This window comes from Rhizobium cauense (genome assembly GCF_019511525.1).
In the GTDB taxonomy this organism is placed as follows: domain Bacteria; phylum Pseudomonadota; class Alphaproteobacteria; order Rhizobiales; family Rhizobiaceae; genus Rhizobium; species Rhizobium cauense.
Genome location: NZ_JAEUAT010000020.1, coordinates 107,220 through 125,552, shown reverse-complemented (window position 1 = coordinate 125,552; position 18,333 = coordinate 107,220). Strand labels below are relative to the sequence as shown.

Annotated in this window: 13 protein-coding genes and 1 pseudogene; 8 read left to right on the top strand and 6 right to left on the bottom strand. The window is 56.4% G+C overall.

Annotated elements, in window-relative coordinates; translation table 11 throughout:
- Positions 1-165: 165 nt before the first annotated feature.
- From JNB88_RS27690 to JNB88_RS27675, 4 genes are all read left to right on the top strand, one after another.
- A complete protein-coding gene (locus tag JNB88_RS27690) occupies positions 166-450 on the top strand; it encodes a type II toxin-antitoxin system TacA family antitoxin (protein ID WP_220358253.1) in 285 nt (94 codons plus the stop codon).
- A 3-nt stretch (positions 451-453) separates the two neighbouring features.
- Entirely contained in the window at positions 454-969 is a 516-nt protein-coding gene (locus JNB88_RS27685; RefSeq protein WP_220358252.1) for a GNAT family N-acetyltransferase, read from the top strand.
- A 528-nt stretch (positions 970-1,497) separates the two neighbouring features.
- Positions 1,498-3,852 carry an ethanolamine ammonia-lyase gene (locus JNB88_RS27680; protein ID WP_220358251.1) on the top strand — a complete coding sequence of 785 codons (2,355 nt, stop codon included), beginning with the start codon at positions 1,498-1,500 and terminating at the stop codon, positions 3,850-3,852.
- A gap of 193 nt (positions 3,853-4,045) precedes the next feature.
- Positions 4,046-7,432: an autotransporter domain-containing protein gene (locus JNB88_RS27675; RefSeq protein WP_220358250.1), complete on the top strand. Its 3,387-nt coding sequence runs from the start codon at positions 4,046-4,048 to the stop codon at positions 7,430-7,432.
- Positions 7,433-7,557: 125 nt separating this feature from the next.
- Here JNB88_RS27675 and JNB88_RS27670 read toward each other — a convergent pair whose 3' ends face one another.
- Both JNB88_RS27670 and JNB88_RS27665 read right to left on the bottom strand, forming a co-directional pair.
- Positions 7,558-8,181 carry a response regulator transcription factor gene (locus JNB88_RS27670; RefSeq protein WP_220358249.1) on the bottom strand — a complete coding sequence of 208 codons (624 nt, stop codon included), beginning with the start codon at positions 8,179-8,181 and terminating at the stop codon, positions 7,558-7,560.
- The gene (locus JNB88_RS27665) at positions 8,171-10,078 is read right to left on the bottom strand and encodes a PAS domain-containing sensor histidine kinase (protein WP_220358248.1); all 1,908 of its coding nucleotides are present in this window, start codon (positions 10,076-10,078) and stop codon (positions 8,171-8,173) included. The genes JNB88_RS27670 and JNB88_RS27665 overlap by 11 nt, the downstream gene beginning before the upstream one ends.
- A gap of 442 nt (positions 10,079-10,520) precedes the next feature.
- Here JNB88_RS27665 and JNB88_RS27660 point away from each other — a divergent pair, with 442 nt between their 5' ends.
- The 4 genes from JNB88_RS27660 (at position 10,521) to zwf (ending at position 14,760) form a co-directional block, all read left to right on the top strand.
- The gene (locus JNB88_RS27660) at positions 10,521-11,495 is read left to right on the top strand and encodes an alpha/beta fold hydrolase (RefSeq protein WP_220358247.1); all 975 of its coding nucleotides are present in this window, start codon (positions 10,521-10,523) and stop codon (positions 11,493-11,495) included.
- Between the two features lie 100 nt (positions 11,496-11,595).
- Positions 11,596-12,222 carry a pyridoxamine 5'-phosphate oxidase family protein gene (locus JNB88_RS27655; protein ID WP_220358246.1) on the top strand — a complete coding sequence of 209 codons (627 nt, stop codon included), beginning with the start codon at positions 11,596-11,598 and terminating at the stop codon, positions 12,220-12,222.
- A gap of 44 nt (positions 12,223-12,266) precedes the next feature.
- Positions 12,267-13,085 (top strand): GNAT family N-acetyltransferase, encoded by an 819-nt coding sequence (locus tag JNB88_RS27650; protein WP_220358245.1) that lies wholly within the window; start codon positions 12,267-12,269, stop codon positions 13,083-13,085.
- A gap of 205 nt (positions 13,086-13,290) precedes the next feature.
- Positions 13,291-14,760: a glucose-6-phosphate dehydrogenase gene (gene zwf, locus JNB88_RS27645; protein ID WP_220358244.1), complete on the top strand. Its 1,470-nt coding sequence runs from the start codon at positions 13,291-13,293 to the stop codon at positions 14,758-14,760.
- 619 nt (positions 14,761-15,379) lie between these two features.
- Here the strand turns inward: zwf and JNB88_RS27640 are convergent.
- From JNB88_RS27640 to JNB88_RS27625, 4 genes and pseudogenes are all read right to left on the bottom strand, one after another.
- Positions 15,380-15,682, bottom strand: a complete 303-nt coding sequence (locus tag JNB88_RS27640) for a hypothetical protein (protein WP_220358243.1) — start codon at positions 15,680-15,682, stop codon at positions 15,380-15,382.
- 730 nt (positions 15,683-16,412) lie between these two features.
- The gene (locus JNB88_RS27635) at positions 16,413-16,688 is read right to left on the bottom strand and encodes a hypothetical protein (RefSeq protein WP_220358242.1); all 276 of its coding nucleotides are present in this window, start codon (positions 16,686-16,688) and stop codon (positions 16,413-16,415) included.
- A gap of 12 nt (positions 16,689-16,700) precedes the next feature.
- Positions 16,701-16,993, bottom strand: a pseudogene (locus JNB88_RS27630) (DUF982 domain-containing protein).
- Positions 16,994-17,067: 74 nt separating this feature from the next.
- Positions 17,068-17,544, bottom strand: a complete 477-nt coding sequence (locus JNB88_RS27625; protein WP_220358240.1) for an Hsp20 family protein — start codon at positions 17,542-17,544, stop codon at positions 17,068-17,070.
- Positions 17,545-18,333 lie beyond the last annotated feature (789 nt).

The following is an 18,333-nucleotide window of genomic DNA, read 5'->3' as shown; positions in this document are numbered from 1 at the left end:
TCTGTCCGGCCTGGGCCCAAAACGCGCCGCCTACGCTCGGCGTATCGGCTTCCATGCGGTTGGACGGGGGCCAGAGACCGACACCGGTCTAAATGGGTCCGCTTGAAATGTACTGCGCTTTGCATTACATTGCGACCAGTAATCAAACTAAGACAGGCGATCTCCATGTCCGCATTATCGATCCGAAAAGAAACGCCGGTATCCATGCGGTTCCGGGACGACGACCTCGCTATCATCGACCGGGGCGCTGCATTGACCGGACTGTCCCGTACAGAATTCATGCGTCGTGCGGCCGTTCAAGAGGCACAGTCAGCAATCCTCAACGAAAGCATCATCCGTTTATCAGCAGATGCCTTTGCAGCCTTTGTATCCGTCATCGAAGCGGATCCGTCGATCCCGTCGACGAAAGTGACCGAACGGCTTCAGCGCAAAGCACCTTGGGAAAACTGAGCTGTGGCGCTTAAAAACGTCGAGCTGCTCTCCGACCGGCATCGGTTCGGGGACTTTTCCTGCGGAAAGCCATCGCTAGATGTGTGGCTTGCCAAATTCGCCCAAAGAAATCACCAAAATGGTTTCACGCGCGTCTTTGTCATCTGCGATGGTGACGTTGTGGTAGGATACTACGGATTGGCTCCGACGGTTATCGCCCCAAATCTGACCACCCGAAAAATCCGTACCGGCATGCCGCCTGACCCGATCCCGTGCCTGCTCATTGGTCAACTTGCGGTAGACATGCGCTATGGTGGACGGGGAATTGGAACAGCGCTGGTAAAGGATGCCTTTCAGCGTTGTGTGGCGGGCGCCGAACTTGTCGGAGGACGGGCGATCATTGTCCGAGCGGTCGACGAGGAGGCCGAGCGCTACTGGCAGAGTTGGGATTTTACACCGGCAAAAGACAACCCCTCAGTTCTGGTCCGCTCCCTGTCCGACATTCGTAGCTTGCTCGCGCTCAGCGCGAAATCGAATTAGCGCCGATCGCTATACGAATTACCCCGTGTGGTTTTCATCGATTATCGAGTTCACCAAGAAGGTTGCAACGCGCACCTGAAGGTTGCGCCGTATATTACCGTAAATTACGAAACCACTCGACGGCAAACTGTTGTCCATCTGCCGCAGCAGGTCTAACTTGTAGCCGTTCGCATCATCGGATGCTGGTTAAGAGATCGTACTCATGCCTGCCAAGATGGGATGACGACAAAGGTCGCGACCGATGAGATCGTGCGCTTTGGGGAACTTGAATTCCGCTTACTGCGGGATGACATCGCTGCTTCTGGCGAATGGCGCCGAAGCGGTCGAGACTTCTCGATGCAAGTTCCGAAATTCTGATCAGAATTGCCGTTCCATCAGCGCGCGCTGCGCTCAAAGTGTGGTCAAGTGAGTGGAGGAAACCACCCGCGATCGCTTCGTTCCCTACCAAAGGCGGCTGGTTGTGAGAAAAGTGTGGCGCGGTCGATATCAGAGGAATGCCAACAGACCGTTTGCAGAAAGGAAAACGCAATGACCAAGGGCGTATGTTCCAATCACCCCAATAGATTGTCCAGAAGAGATCTCCTGGTCATTGCGGGCGCGGCTGCTGCCGGCCTCACAGCCTACAGCCATACAGCTAAGGCGGCTGAGGGCGTTGGCACCATAGAAATCGAAGAGGTCAAGCAGGGCGAAGACGTCTTTGCGTATCTCAGCCGGATCAAAGGCGGCTTCGATCAAACGGTCTATCGCCAGGTGATCGGTGCCGCCAATGAGTTCAAGGAAGGAGATCAGGCAATTGGAGTGAGTGCCGAAGATGCGGCAACGCGCGCGAACGCGCGTACTCTCCTGTCAAACACGAAAATCAAGGATCTCCACGAGCACCCGCTGTTCGAGGACGACCTGCAACGATTGATCTGGCAGACCACGGACCAGGCGCAGTACGAAAAGGTCAAAGACTGGACGGTTGGCCAGTTGAAGGGATTTTTGCTGGCGGAATCCGAGGACAACATAAAGGGCATCATGCAGGGCCTGACCAGCGATACCATCGGCTGCGTGCCGAAGCTGATGGGCAACGAGGAACTGATCGCGGTCAGTCAGAAGATCTTCAATGTCATGCCCGGCACCAAGCTGGGAGCAAAAGGATACATGGGGGCACGTATTCAGCCAAATTCGCCAACCGACCATCCCGATGACATCGTCTGGCAAGTATTCGATGCGTTCTCCTACGCGACCGGTGATATTGTGATCGGCACCAACCCAGTCGACAGCACGGTCGCTAGCGTTGCTACGGTCGAACGCGCGCTCAAGGACATCGTAGACACTTTCAAGCTCGGTGATGTCATTCCCTGGTGCGTGTTGGCCCATATCGACGTCCAAGGTGAAGTCGCTGACACCTTTCCAGGCACCGTTTCCACCGTGTTCCAAAGCCTTGCCGGCACAGATGACTGCAACAAAATCTTCGACATTACGAATGAGAAAATCCTCAACTATGCGAGCTCGAAGGCAGGCGAGCGATACGGCCTCTACTTCGAGACCGGGCAGGGTTCGGAGTTCACCAATGGCGCGGCAAACGGCGTCGACATGATGGTGCTCGAATCTCGAAAGTACGGCTTCAGCAGGGCGGTGGGTATAGAGCTTGGGAAGGTACAGCCCAGGGGCGCTTGGCTCCATGTCAATGACGTTGCAGGTTTCATCGGGCCTGAGGTCTTCAAGAGCCGCGAACAACTCGTTCGGTGCTGCCTCGAAGACATGGTTATGGGCAAGCTCCATGGGCTTACCATCGGCCTCGACATCTGCACTACGTTGCACATGACGGTCAGCCTGGAGGATCTGGATTGGTGCCAGGACCAGATCATGCCGGCCAATCCCGCTTACGTTATCGCCCTACCGACCAAAAACGACCCGATGTTGAGCTACCTCAGCACAGCGTTCCAGGATCACGTGCGCATCAGGGACAAGTTCGGCTTCAAGGTCAACGATGCTATGTGGGATTTCTACAAGCGGATCGGAATCGTAAGCGAGGACAACAAATACACCGCGCACTATGGCGATCCTCTCTGGGTCTACCATCAGTATCGGCTGGCCAAGGGCGATGGAAGGTCCAAGGACGAGGTTTACGCGGAGGGCCGGCAAAAGATGCTCGAAGTAGAGGCGAGAGGTGTCGACCTGGCCACGGGGCACGGCGCGAACATCTGGGATCTCAATCCAGCGCTCGCCGCCAAGGTGAAGAGCTTGTATGACGACGCCAAACTGTCTCTCTGGGCAGAACTCACACCCGATTTCGTTGCCACAGTGCCCTCCGCAGTGCCAATTCATACCTTGTCCGCAGACCGCAACGACTACATTGCCCACCCGACAACCGGCGAAACACTGAGCCCGGAGGCCATCAGGGATCTCGAAAAGGTCAGGGCATCCTGGGGCAACGACATCCCCAAAGGACAGATTGTCATCTCGGACGGGCTAAACGCCAAAGCCATCATGGACGACGGACACCTTACCCCCTATCTGGAGGAGATGCGCCGGCTTCTTAATGATGCCGGTGTTACCATGAGCGATACGAACATCGTGGTCACGAGCGGAAGGGTGCGAGCTGGCTACCGCATCGGCGAGGTCCTTTTCGCTGATGCTGATCCCAACAGTTTGAGAGGGATCCTCCACATCATCGGCGAGCGCCCGGGAACAATGCACCATGCCTACTCGGTCTACATCACGGTGGCAAAAGGCAAGCGCTGGACCGAAAAGGATATCGATCATGATATCACGAGGCTGGTGAGCAACGTTGCCGACACGGCGCTCCCGCCAAAGGAGGCCGCAAAGGAAACCCTGACCATCATCAGGGAAATCGTCGGGAAGAATGTGAACGGCAGCCGCCGTTATGGACAGTAGCTAGTACGTGCGACCGCCGCTGAGACTGAAGTCGCCGGGGTGAGCGTCGATCAGGATCGGGGCGGCCTTACGGACTGAATACACGAACGCTGCCACCATTCGTGGAAGTAAGATTTCGTTAACCAAGCCCGGATAGAAATCGTTAACCGTCCCACCTTCGTTGACGGGTTGGCGTTAGCGTTGGCCGATCGGAATGAAACCCTTGCTCCCGGCATTTTCCTACCGACTAGGCCTGTTCACGGCATTGACGTCCGCCGTGCTGCCCGCGCATTGCCTTGCCCAATCGGTATGGTCCGGCAGTACCGACAATGAATTCAGCAATTCATCGAACTGGACACCTGCAGCACCTGGAGCTGGTGATGCGGCGAGCGTCAATACTGGCTCTCCGCAAATCACAAACAATGCGACAGTCGGTCAGCTCGATGTAGGCGGTGGAAACGTTACCATCACCAACACAGGTACACTGACCGCAACCGGCGGCACTACGATCAATTCGGGCAGTGTCAGCATCAACGCGGGTGGCGTGTTGAACTCTGATGTCAGCCTCGACGGCGGCGCCCTTTCCGTTGATGGTAGCCTCAATGGGCAGCTGGAGCTCAACAACGGAAATGTTACCGTCAACGGCACGCTCGGAAGTGCCTTGGTTGGCACCGGGACCGCGCTGACCAACAATGGCGCGACTGGCGACGTGGATGTATCCGCAGGTGCAACGTTTAACAACAACAGCGGTGCCACGGCAGGGGCGGTCACCAGTTCCGGGACAGCATCCAACGCTGGAACAGTCGGCAGCCTGACAAACACGGCGGGCAACTTCACCAACAATGCCGGTGGCACCATTACGGGAATGACGACGGTTTCAGGTGGAACCGTCACGAACAATTTCGTTATCACGGAGGCCGACGTCGCTGCGGTTGCAGCCTTCGTCAACAACAGCGGGGCAACGGCCGGCGCTATCCGAAATTCTGGCACGGTCACGAATGCTGGCACAATCGCATCAGTGCAAAATGACGCCGGCACATTCACCAACAACGCGGGCGGTGTTGTCGCTGGCACCACCAATGTGAGTGGTGGGAATGTGACGAACAACGCCAGCCTCAATGATGTCATTGTCGGCGCAGCGGGCACCTTCACCAATGCCAGCGGTGCTGCCGCCGGTGCAGTTACCAACGCCGGCACAGCATCCAACGCCGGAACGATCAGCAGTCTGACCAACAAGACGGGCAACTTCACCAACAATGCCGGCGGGACCATCACGGGGAAGACGACGGTTTCGGGCGGAACTGTCACGAACAACTTCGTTATTACTGAAGCCGATGTGGCTGCGGTTGCAGCCTTCGTCAACAACAGCGGGGCAAGTGCCGGCGCGATAACAAATTCCGGAACCGTTACCAATTCGGGTACGATCGCATCGGTACAGAATAACGCCGGTACATTCACCAATAACGCAGGTGGCACAGTCACAGGGACCACGACGGTGAGCGGCGGCAACGTAACGAACAACGCCAGTCTCAACGATGTCAATGTCGGCGCAGGTGGCACGTTTGCCAATACCACGGGTGCTATCGCCGGTGCGGTTACCAACGCCGGCACAGCATCCAACGCGGGGACGGTCGGCAGCCTGACAAACACGGCGGGCAATTTCACGAACAATGCTGGGGGAACCGTTACGGGAAAGACGACGGTTTCAGGTGGAACCGTCACGAACAATTTCGTTATCACGCAGGCTGATGTGGCTGCGGTTGCAGCCTTCGTCAACAACAGCGGGGCAAGTGCGGGCGCAATCCGGAATTCCGGCACTGTCACAAATGCGGGTACGATCGCATCGGTACAAAATGACGCCGGTACATTCACCAACAACGCGGGCGGCACGGTGACGGGTACAACGACAGTGAGCGGAGGCAGTGTCCTCAACAATGCGACGCTGGCAGACGTCAACGTCGGACGGGCTGGCAGCTTCATCAACAACAGCGGCGCAGTGGCAGCTGCAGTGACGAATTCCGGCAGCGCCACAAACGACGGCACGATCGCGGCACTCTCGAACAATGACGGCACGTTCTTCAACACCGGCACGATCAACGGCCAGGCTACCATTTCCGGCGGCTCGCTGATCAACGATGGAACCATATCGGGAGTAGCGAACATCAATCGCGGCGGGCTCCTTTCAGGCAGCGGTTTTCTCGGCGGGCTCCTGGTGAATGCAGGTGGCATCGTTGGACCCGGTCAAGGGATCGGAACGATTACGGTCAACGGCGATGTAGCGCTTCAGGCTGGCTCGACCTATCAGGTCGACATTGACCCCAGTGGCCTTTCCGATAGGCTGGTCGCGACAGGTGCGGTCGCCATCCAGGGCGGAACTCTGGATATTAGAGCTGCGAGCGGTAACTACCGACTGGGGACGATTTATACGCTCCTGAATGCGGGCAGCATCACAGGAACCTTCGGCGACGTCTCAAGCAATTTTGCCTTCCTGGAGCCTGCGCTTTCCTATGGCGCCGCCACAATAGATATGCAACTCGATCGCAACAGCGTGCAGTTCGCCCATGTCGCGGTTACGACGAACGGCCAGGCAACGGCTGCGGCGGTTGAAGAATTGGGGTCAGGAAACCTGGTCTACGACACAGTCCTGTCACTGGATGCAAGCACTGCGAACAGCGCTTTCTCGCAGCTGAGCGGCGAGGTGCATGCCTCGCTCAAGAGCGCGCTGCTATGGCAGAGCCGATTTGCGCGTGAATCGGTTCTTGACGAGATCTCCTCGCGAAACAGTGAGCAAGGAGACGAAGGAACATTCTGGACCTCTGGCTTTCTGTCTTCCAACAGCTGGTCAGGCGATGGAAATGCGGCCGGGATCGATCCCGCAATCAACGGAGCTGTTTTTGGGGGGGACGCACCGGTTTCCGAGCAATGGCGCGTCGGAGGGTTCGTCGGCTTCAGCCGCAGCTCTTTCGAGCAGGCGAGCGCGGACTCCTATCACGCCGGGCTCTACGCTGTTGGTGATTTCGGCCCCACGCACCTCGTTGGCGGCGCGATCTATTCCCACAATGAGGAAGCAACCCGGCGCAACGTCTCCTTTGGTACGTTCACAGATCAATTGACCGCCAATTATGCCAGTGCCACCGCCCAGGTATTCGCGGATCTATCCTGGACGCACGAACTCGATCAAGTCACGCTCCAGCCCTTTGCCAATCTCACATACATCAATCTTAATACCGTCGGCTTCCGGGAAAACGGTGGCGAAGCGGGCTTGTCGGGTGTGGACGGTAACGACGCGATCGCCACTTCCACGATGGGTCTGCGCTGGTCGATGGAGTGGCCAGAGAACGACGTTCCTGTCAATGTCTCAGGCATGTTTGGATGGCGGCATATTTCTGGTGACCGGACACCCTCTTCCAGCCTGGCCTTTGCGGGTGGCGCACCCTTTATCATCGAAGGGGTCACGATGCCTCGAGACTCGCTCGTTGCAAGAATTGGCGTTTCCGCAAAGCTCTCAAAGTCGGCCCGGCTGACGCTTAGTTATTCCGGCGAATTTGGCGAAGGTGCTCGGTCCAATGCGGCGATGCTGAACCTGGTGACGCGCTTCTAATCCCACCTGTTGGAGGCGCGCGTGTTTTCTTGCGCGACATTTAACAACGCTGAAGCTGTCACGTAGATGCTCGAGGATCGCTATCCGTGCGAGCGACGCCCAATAGGCCCGGAACAGCGATTACCTCAAAGTTTTAGAATCCCGGCAATCCTTACCAAATCAGCAACAGACAATGCGCGCATTTTGCGCATCATGTGGCCGCGATGGAGCTTCACGGTAGCCTCGGCGAGCTGAACCTCAGCGGCGATCTGTTTGTTCAGCTTCCCCTCGACAACCAATGACATGATCTGCCGCTCCCGCTCAGTTAGTTTGGAATACATCAGTCGCAATGAAGCCGTTTGGGTTGCCTCTTCGCGCCGGGCGTTATCACTTGCCAAAGCGCGGTTCACTGCTTCGAGCAAGTCCTGCTCTCGTACCGGCTTGGTCAGGACATCGATGGCCCCGGCCTTCATGGCGCGGACTGCCATCGCCACATCGACATGAGCGCTGATCAGCACGACAGACCTGGGGTGCCTACTTTTGGCAAGCTCCTCTTGAAACTCCAGCCCGCTTTGACCCGGCAAGCGAATATCCAAAACGATGCACCCTGCTCGATCAGGGTCATCCGCAGCAAGGAATTCGGCCACAGAGCCGTGGGTCTCGGCGATCAACCCGACTGATTCAAAAAGTCCTCTCAACGCTTCGCGGACACTCTTGTCGTCATCGATGATGATGACCGTCGGTCGGCCCCTTTTGCGTTCATCGACCATGGGTGCTCTCGCCTTCCAACATTGGCAAGGTGAAGGTGAACAAGCTACCAACCCCATTCTCCCCTGCTGAAGCCCAAATGCGACCACCATGGGCTTCGACAATTGAACGGCATATTGACAGGCCCATTCCGATGCCGTCGGCTTTCGTGCTGTAGAAGGCTTCGAAAACCCGATCCAACTCGTCGATCGGCACCCCGCGACCTGTGTCTGAGACACTCACGCTCACAAGCTGCTCGTCCGCAGCACATCGAAGAGCAATACGTCTCGCCCTTGAGGAATTTGTCATCGCCTCGGCGCTGTTCATGACCAAGTTTAAAACCACCTGTTGCAATTGGGTTCGGTCGCCAATGACCTCGATGGGCGCATCTGACATATCAAGAATAACCTCTATTTCGCGTCTTTGAAGCTCGCCTCTCAATAGATCCAGCACCTCGCGGACAGCAGGTTTAAAGTCAGTTTGCTCAATTCGAGCAGGCAACTTCTGAGCCATGGCGCGGATAGTGGTGATGATATCACCCGCGCGATGGCCATCTTTGACGATCCTTTCAGCTGCCAGGCGAGCCTGTTCCAGGTCGGTGTGTCCAGGCTGGAGCCAACGCAGGCAAGTGCCCGCGTTCGTAACAATTGCCATCAACGGCTGGTTTACTTCGTGGGCGATTGAAACTGCAAGCTCACCGGTGGCCGTCATCCGCGTCACATGCGCCAGGTCACTTTGACTTTGTCGCAAGGACTCCTCTGCCCGTTTACGATCCTCGATATCAACGACGACACCGTACCATCTCACAACATTTCCGTCTGAATCCAGAAGGGGGTTTTGCCGAAGATTGAACCACCGGTACTCACCGTCAGCCCGTCTGATGCGGGCATCAACCGGGCGACCCCGCTTTGACTGAATGATGTCCTCCCAGGAGACTCGCATCCGCTCGACATCATCAGGATGGAACATGCGGTAGAAACCAAATCCGACGATCTCCTCAAAGGGCAAGCCGACGAAATCGATGAGATTCTGGTTCCAGTATTCCAACCGGCCATCCGGTGTGCAAGACCACGCCATGGCCGGTATCGTGTTGATGATAAGATTTAGATTGCGTTCGCTCTCCCTGAGCGCAGATTCACTCTCACGAAGAGCATTCTCCGCGCACTGGAGGTCTTCGATATCGATGTTGACACCGAACCAACGTACGACGCCGTTGGCATCGACCAATTTGCGCCCAGCGAAGTAGAACCAACGATAGTTCCCGTCGGCACCACGAATACGTCCTTTAAGAACAGTGTGGTCGGAATGCTCGAGATCTCTCTTCCAGATGTCGACCATACCTGGAATATCGTCGGGATGGTAAAGGTCGAGGAAACCCCATTCGAGGATTTGGTCGGCGGGACGACCAGCGTAGTCCAACCAGCTTTGATTGACAAAATCGGCACTACCGTCCGGCCGCGCTGACCATACGAGAACAGGCAGCGAATTGATAATGAGACTGAGGTTTTCTTCACTCGCCGCAAGGGCAGTCTTCGTTGCCTTCAATGCGTTTTCGGCCTGCTTGCGGTCTTCGATATCAAGGACCACGCCATACCATCTTACGACGTTTCCTTCGGCATCGAGCCGCGGCTTCTGCCGAAGCGTGCACCAACGATATTTGCCATCTGCACGCCTCAGTCTGCCGACGACCTCCCTGGCGGTTTTCGAGGCCATGATCTCATGCCATTCAGAAGCAAGATGCTGCGTGTCTTCAGGGTGAAATAGCTTGTAGAATCCCACCCCGGAGATTTCCTCAAGCGGCGCGCCGATAAACTCGAGAAAATGCTGATTAGCGAAATCCAGCATGCCTTCCGACGTTGCTGACCAGACCATAGCTGGGATCAGATCGATAATGGGATCGGTGTCCGGCTCTCGTTCCACTACCCCCTCCGTTCAGAGTTTGAGACGCTCCGGAGCCCAGAAATTTCGACTCCAGGTCAGGATAGTCGAAAGTTGGTCGATCGTCCGCCGGAAATAGTTACGGGATTTCTGTGAGTTGCGTAAGGACAAATCGATATACGAAAGTCTATTGAGGCAATGCCAACGTCTAGCTACGCGTGACCTAGATCGCAATTGAGAGCGATCGAAAACCCTCCTACTACTGTGCATCGCGGTCCTTGTTGAACGACGATGTTGGCTGGTCCACTGTCGCGAACACACCGAACATTTGAGTGCATCGAATTCCACACTCCTGCCCTTTTCCTGACCCGAAGCAACAGCCTCGGATGTCATTGCATATCTTGACGGCAGTTGGTTGGTCGGAACGACCATCAGCGGCCCTGTTCGAATTCAGTTTTCGTCGCGAATTTTTGGGGAGAACATCATGCGTAGCTTAATTATGTGCCTGATGCTGGCAACCGCCAGCATGACTGCCACAACATTAGTTTCAGTGCTTCCTGCGCAAGCCGTGTCAACCGTTCACGAAGCACCGGTTCCCATCCACTACCGAACCGCAAAGATCGAGGGTGTTGACATCTTCTACCGGGAAGCCGGTCCTGCTGACGCTCCGGTCGTCCTGCTACTCCATGGTTTTCCGACGTCCTCTCACATGTTCCGGAATCTGATCCCGCTCCTTGCAGACCGATACCATGTTATCGCGCCGGACTATCCGGGTTACGGGCAAAGCGCCTCCCCCGATCGAAGCCAATTTGCCTATACGTTTAGCGGCGTCGCAAATATCGTAGACAAGTTGCTGGATCACCTGGCCGTCAAACGCTACGCAATGTACGTGATGGATTATGGTGCACCTGTGGGTTACCGCCTGGCGCTAAAACATCCCGAACGTGTCAGTGCGTTGATCATCCAGAATGGAAATGCCTATGAGGAAGGACTGAAGGAGTTTTGGGATCCCATCAAGACCTACTGGACCGATGGGTCAGAGAAGAGCCGCGAAGCGCTCTCCAGTCTGGTCACGCTGGAGACGACAAAGTTCCAGTATACTGATGGCATGGAAGACGTGTCGCGCATCAGCCCTGACAACTGGGTTCATGACCAGGCTTTGCTGGACCGGCCGGGGAACAAGGACATCCAGCTTGATATGCTGTATGACTATCGCACCAACGTGCCGCTTTACCCCGCTTTCCAGAGCTTCTTCCGTGAGCGCAAACCACCCACACTCATCGTTTGGGGCAAGAACGATTTTATCTTTCCAGAGGCCGGCGCTCATCCCTATCTCAAGGATCTTCCGGATGCCGAGATTCATATCCTGAACTCAGGTCACTTCCTGCTTGAAGAGAAGCTCGACGTCGCTGCTCCGCTCATCAACGACTTCCTGGATCGCAATATCGCAGGAAAATGACCGCAAGGCGCGGTCGCCGGCGGTGTGACCAGAGTTCCGCCAAGCTGAGGTCGCACCGCCAAAACAGTGGTTCTGACATGCCGTACTTTGGAGATCACCAATGCCTTACCATTTTTTGGATGTTGCAATCACTCCGACTGTGCGGCTGGCCCAATCTGAAATGGGTGCCGATCAGATCTGGTTGGGCGACCATGATCGAGAGTCCGATAGTTTTACTGAAAACGAACTAGCCTTCATCGCTGCTCGAGACAGCTTCTACATTGCATCGGTGTCAGAAACCGGATGGCCGTATGTTCAGCATCGTGGAGGGCCACAGGGATTTCTCAAAATCCTTGACAACAAGACGCTGGCTTTTGCGGACTACAGGGGTAACCGCCAGTATATTAGTACCGGCAATTTTGTCGCAAATGATCGGGCGTGCCTTTTCCTAGTCGACTACCCGCGGCGCGCTCGCCTCAAGATTTACATGCACGTCGAGAAATTGACACTCGATGCCGACCCCGTAATGACCAACCGTGTTTACGATACCGGTTATCGAGCAAAGGCCGAACGGATTTTCCGACTACGACTGGAAGCCTTCGATTGGAATTGTCCGCAGCATATCACTCCTCGTTATACCGAACACGAAGTCGAGAAAGCTGTGACGCCACTGCGTGAGCGCTTGGTTCAGCTGGAATCGGAGAATGCAGAACTGCGTGCTCGGCTCAAGGACCCGGGAGGCAAGTAATGGATGCGGTGAATTTCGCCTGTCAACGGATCAAGGACACTACCATGGATCACCCTTCAGCATCGCCCCAATTGGCACCTGAAGAAGACCTCATCGAAGCGAGGGCATTCATCGACCTCTTCATGCTTACACCCCAGACGGTTATAGACGAGAACGCGTTTCGCTGCATGCAATTGGGTCGAGGTTGCGCAATATCGCTGCCTGCCGCCCCTGCCATCGGTCTTAACCGTATCCTCGGTCTTGCCGCACTCGAGGACCTCGAAAAGGCGTATGAGTGGATGGTTAAGAAGGCGGGCCGTCGCTACCTGCAAATCAACGCTGCAGCTGCTCCTCGACAGACCCACGATTGGATAAGGGAACGGAGGCTCCTTCCCGAGGGCAAGGGATGGGCAAAGCTGCGACGAGCAGCCCCGTCGGCTCCTCTTAGTCATGCCGGCGAGATCACCACCCGAAAGGTCAGAGTTGATGAGGCCGAGATCTTCGGCTCGATGATGTGCGCCGGATTTTCCTTTCCAGCGAGCCTGGCGCCACTTTGGTCTGCGATCGTCGGCAAGATAGGCTGGACCTGTTTCTTTGGTGTGCTGAACGGCAGGTTGATTGCGACCGGCATCATGTATGCTTCAGAAAGATTGGCTTGGCTTGGTGGTGGCGCAACGGTTCCCGAGTTTCGCAATCGGGGGGCACAGAAGGCGCTGATAACCGCGCGTTTGAACGAAGGCTTGCGTCGGGGCGTAAAGACATTCGTCGTCGAAACCGCACAGCCTTCTGACGACGAGCCAAACATCTCACACGCCAATCTTCTCGCGAGCGAATTTGAACAGATCTACACAAGAATGAATTACCGCTTTCCGGATAGCTTGTAAGGCCTTGTCGCCCAGAGGTTGGCAGCCGCTGGCGAGGGCGTCGCGCCGATATCGCGACCGCCACTTGCTCCACCACGCAATCCATGCCTCTATGACACTTAGAGGGATGAGCTTCAACGACATGGCCTCACGCACGAAAATGGCCGCTTAGCGGCGGTTCCAGGCAGGGCCAGCCCCATCCCAAGGCACAACGCAAGACTTGAGGATGGGTCTATTGCGCAAGAATCCAACACGGGTCGGCCCCGGCTACCCACAGGTCGTCGTGCTCGTCGGTGCGACGGGTGACCTGTCACGGCGAAAACTGCTAACTGGGTTGTTCCACCTCACCAATGCGGGTTTCATCCCGGGCTGCCGCATCATCGCCGTCTCCCTCGACGATATAGACGCCGATGGGTTCCGCGCCATTGCCCGTGACTCGCTCGACAAGTTTTTGACGCGTAAGTTCGCGGAGCCCGAGTGGCAAGAGTTCGCGGCGTCGCTTGACTACGTACCACTGGCGGCCGGCGCTGATGCGCTAAGGGAAGCCGTTAGGCGGGCGGAGGAAGCGCTTGGCCCTGAAACAAGGCGCGTGCATTATTTATCCGTGCCACCAAACGCCGCCCTTCCTGCCGTACAACTCCTCGCGCAGGCCGGGCTGACCGAACGTTCACGTATCATCATGGAAAAGCCGTTCGGAACGGACCTCGCCAGCGCCGTTGAGCTGAACAAGAAGCTGCACGAAGTATTCGACGAAAGCCAGATCTTCCGCATTGATCATTTCCTTGGCAAAGAACCTGCGCAGAACATCTTGGCCTTCCGATTTGCTAATGGGCTGTTCGAACCGATCTGGAACCGCAACTTCATCGACCATGTGCAGATCGACGTTCCGGAGACGTTGGGTCTTGCCACTCGTGCTGCTTTTTACGAGACCACCGGCGCCTATCGAGACATGGTGGTGACACACCTCTTCCAGATCCTGGCTTTCATGGCAATGGAGCCACCGACTGCCTTGGAGCCCGCGCCAATATCGGAAGAGAAGAACAAAGTGTTCCGCTCCATGTTGCCGATCGAGCCGCGAGACGTAGTTCGCGGCCAGTATATCGGCTACCGCAAGGAACCTGGAGTCGATCCCGAAAGCGACACTGATACCTTTATCGCCCTCAAATGCGCCATCGACAACTGGCGCTGGGCTGGCGTGCCCTTCTTCTTGCGCACCGGAAAGCGCATGGCCGAGGGGCAACGCATTATCTCGATCGCATTTCGTGAGCCGCCGAAGTCGATGTTCCCAGCAGGCTCCGGCGTGGGAGCCCAGGGACCGGACCATCTTACATTCGATCTCGCGGATGCCTCCAAAGTCTCACTTTCCTTCTATGGCAAGCGCCCTGGCCCGGGCTTTCGGCTCGACAAACTGTCGCTACAATTCGCCATGAGTGAAACCGGCCTCATCGGCGAGGTTCTGGAGGCCTACGAGCGTCTGATCCTCGATGCGATGCGCGGTGACCATACGCTATTCACGACGGCCGAAGGTATCGAGCGGCTCTGGGAGGTTTCCCAACCACTGCTCGACAATCCGCCACCCGTGCGCCTCTACGATCAGGGGGGGTGGGGACCGAAGTCCATCCACCAACTCATTGCCCCGCATGCATGGCGCCTGCCGTTTGAGCGGGCCTGGCGGGATTCGGCAAAGGGAAACTGACGGTCGAACAAAGCTAGGACATTCGACGAGAGTGTCAGTCCCTCCTTGATGAAGGCCTGAACTTCACGACGCAGGATATGAGGCCGAATAGGTGCGACACGACCAGGACACTCCGCGCTCGCGACTTCTGGCCACCCGAGCCGTTACGGGGACGGCACCTGCGTCGCATGGAATTTCGAAGTTGGGCGGAACGAATGGCGGCGCTCCGCGTTTAGCGCGCACGAGGCAGGGGTTTCCCTCACTTTGCTCCTGTCCCGGTCCAGATGTCCCTCAACTCCAAGCCCCGCTTCGCCATCTGCGGGGCTCTTTTCCTGCGATAGCGACGAAGAACGACCACTCCCACGTCCATCTGTTTGTCGCAACGACGGGCGTCGCCGCTGCATAACGCGATAGTTTGCGCGGGATATAGCCCAACCTAGCGGCCGTCTGATCCTTCTTTGGCAATGCCAGTCTCGCGAAGCCGGATTTTGATATACTCGCAAACAGTTGTAATACAAGGGATTAAATCGATGGCTGATGAAACGCATATCACTCATGCATTCGAGGCGACGTTTAAAAGGTCAGCCCGGACGATCGAAGGAGGCGAATCGGTCTTCACTCTTTTAACCGGCGGCCAGGTTCAGATATCCAGAACTGGCGCAGCAGACATGCCAACGTCGGACTTAGCCTGACCGATCTGCCCACCGATTTTGCAAAGCAGGGGGGTGCAGCTTTCGGTGCCGGCATCGATCCAAAAATCGTCAGGCACAGTGTCTTCCTTGAGACAGTCCATGCAAATGCCCAAGCAGTCTGCATCGAAAGCGCTCGTGCTCTTTTGCATCCGGCAACAGTCGCACAAAATCGTCGGGCCTTTGTCGGGGCGCCGTGGGGGGTATATCTCAACAAGCGGTGCAGTGGTGGCATTGGCCGTATCGTTCGGCATAGCAACCTCCTTCAGCGATTAGCCTGGAGATAATAGATGGCCGGCATCTTCGCTAGATGAACGCTCGTTGCCGGTCCTGATTTTTTCGCTCTTTGCGCGGCGCTTCGCCTTTGATCATTCCATGACACAGACGATGCTGACAACGCGCTGGAATGCTGCGTTGTCAGCAGGAAGGTGGCCTCGCGCTGACGGCGCTCGGCCGAACGGTCAGCAAGTGACGACGGCCTGAACGGTTACGCCGCATCGCAGCAATGACCTTCAGCCCCTCAAACGCAATTACTGGCTGGAACATTTCATAGCTATTACGGTTTGGTGTGCGAGGATATAGCATGAGCCCCGCTCTCCCTGTTCTTGGAGAAACGGACGAGTTCCGTTTTAGCTGGCTCAAACAAGTCCTCGTATGAAGAAGCCCTAGCCACACTTGGATCGATTGCCCTGTCGCTGCCAAAGCAGTTGGATCTAGGGCTTCTTCAAGATAACACGTCTTGTTGCTCGAAGCGCTAACCGCGTGTCGACTTCCTTCTGCACGAGTTGCGCTACCGGTGATAGTAGCTCGCAACGTGGTGCAATGACTTCCATCCCGAGCGCAAGGCGCCTTCGAAAACCGATGCACAGCGTTACGCTGCGGACGTGGGGCACCGGTTAGCTCTTTCAGCCCGGTCCAGTTCAGCCGGGGCTCCTGACCCCATTTTTGGCTGCACGTCCAAATCACCCGCATGAGCATCTTCGATCAGTGACCGTCGCGACCGTCCAGTTCCTTCAATGCGGTTTGGATCTCGTCAATCGTGACAGGCTCAGGTGTGCCAGGAAGGTGCCTCAGGCCGGGCATCGAATCCACCGCGTAGAAATCCGAGGCCCATGTCGCAAGGATCGTTCTTTTGTCATCGATCCCTACGGATCCTGCGCGCAAAATGTCAATCGGCCGCTCGACCTGCATCCCCGGAACCAGAACGAGCGGTCCCATCGCCATGGCATCGGTGGCTGCCTGCTGCAACACATTAGTCATGGTTCTACCTCCTCACCGAAGATGTGGATCAGAGTTCGACGCGAGCCGGACGCGGCGATGCTGTTGGGCGCCAGCAAGTCGTGCTTCTCGGCAAAAGCGACAAATAGGCCCCGTGCGGTCTCGGCCTCTATCTCACCACGCACTGCTGCGATGCAGGCCTTCAAGGCTGCGACATGCGCACTGTCTCTCAACCGGGCTGGCCACTCGCAAAGGTGGCGATAGGCTTCCGTCGCACTGCGAATCTCAGCTGGGAAGCCGAGTCCGACGAGAATGGACACAGGGTCTTTGAACATATCGGGTTTCATAACTCGCTCCTTTCCACCCGCAATGTCATGTCACGGGGGGCGCCGTGCCGACGGCGCCCCTTGAACAACTCTAGTCAAGCGGCGCTCTGCGCTTCTATCTGCGCGGGAGCATGTGACGGTGGCAGACCAGCGTCGGAGTGGATGTCAATCTTTCTCGGCTTCAGGGCTTCGGGAATTTCGCGGACGAGATCGATCGACAAAAGGCCGTTCTTCAGCTCTGCAGCATTTACGCGAACATGATCGGCGAGTTCGAAGCGATGCTCGAAGGGTCGGCCCGCGATGCCGCGATGCAAGTAGCCTTCGGACCCCATCTCCTGCTTCTTGCCGCTTACGATCAGGAGATTGGACTGGAAGGTGATGTCGAGCTCATCCTCGGCAAAACCTGCCACGGCGACCGTGATCCGGTAGCTTTCATCATCCGTCTTGACGATATCATAGGGCGGCCAATCGCTGATCGAGCGGGCGCGCTGTGCGTTTTCGAGAAGGCTAAAGACCCGATCAAAGCCAATGCTCGAACGGAAGAGCGGTGCATAGTCATAAGATGTTGCCATAGCCATATCCTCCTTGAAGCAACATGGTACGGAAGCGCCGAAATACTGCGCTACCAGCAAACCAGCCCTGTGGAAAGCAGCTGGCTGGACGTCGATTTGGTTTCGGTGATTTTTGGTTTCAAGGGATCGCTTAAAAAAAAATTTGGCAGCTAGCCGAGGCCTTGGCTTGTTAGCGCCCTGGGGAATATTATGGCAAAGAAATGAACGGCTTGTGCGGGGCTCGTTGTCTCGTACGGGGACGGGCGGAAGAGACGGCTACTGGTTCCTGCCGCTATGGTTTCTCAATCCGTCACACTGTCGAGATTTAGGAGGAATGGCCACCCAGTCGCCTTGAGCGGTCGATTACACGCAATTGAGGATAGTATTCCGAGGGAAAAATCAACGAAGGGAGGGGTGGTTTCCACGCAATGAACCGTCCCATACCGTACGTACCCGACAGATTCCTATTAAAGCTATTATGGGAAAAAGCTTTTGAAGGCATGGTGTGAGCACTTGCCTCGATGCGGTGCTAATAGGCTAAGAAAATCGACGGCTTGACTTTCGGTCATCATGAGTAGCAATCGACGAGCGTCACCTGAGAGAGAAACGTGAACAGGATAGGCTTTGCTTGTGAGTGATAGGGTTGGCAACCTGGGCCGGGTTTCTGTGGCGATCATCGGTCTCATGTATTTTGCCTTCGCTATATCGATAGCCTTGTGGCTTTTAGCGACCTACCGGACAAGCATCGTCACGGGGGAAGAGCGCGTCACGGCAGCATCCAAGATCGTGACCGCCAATGCTATTTGGCTA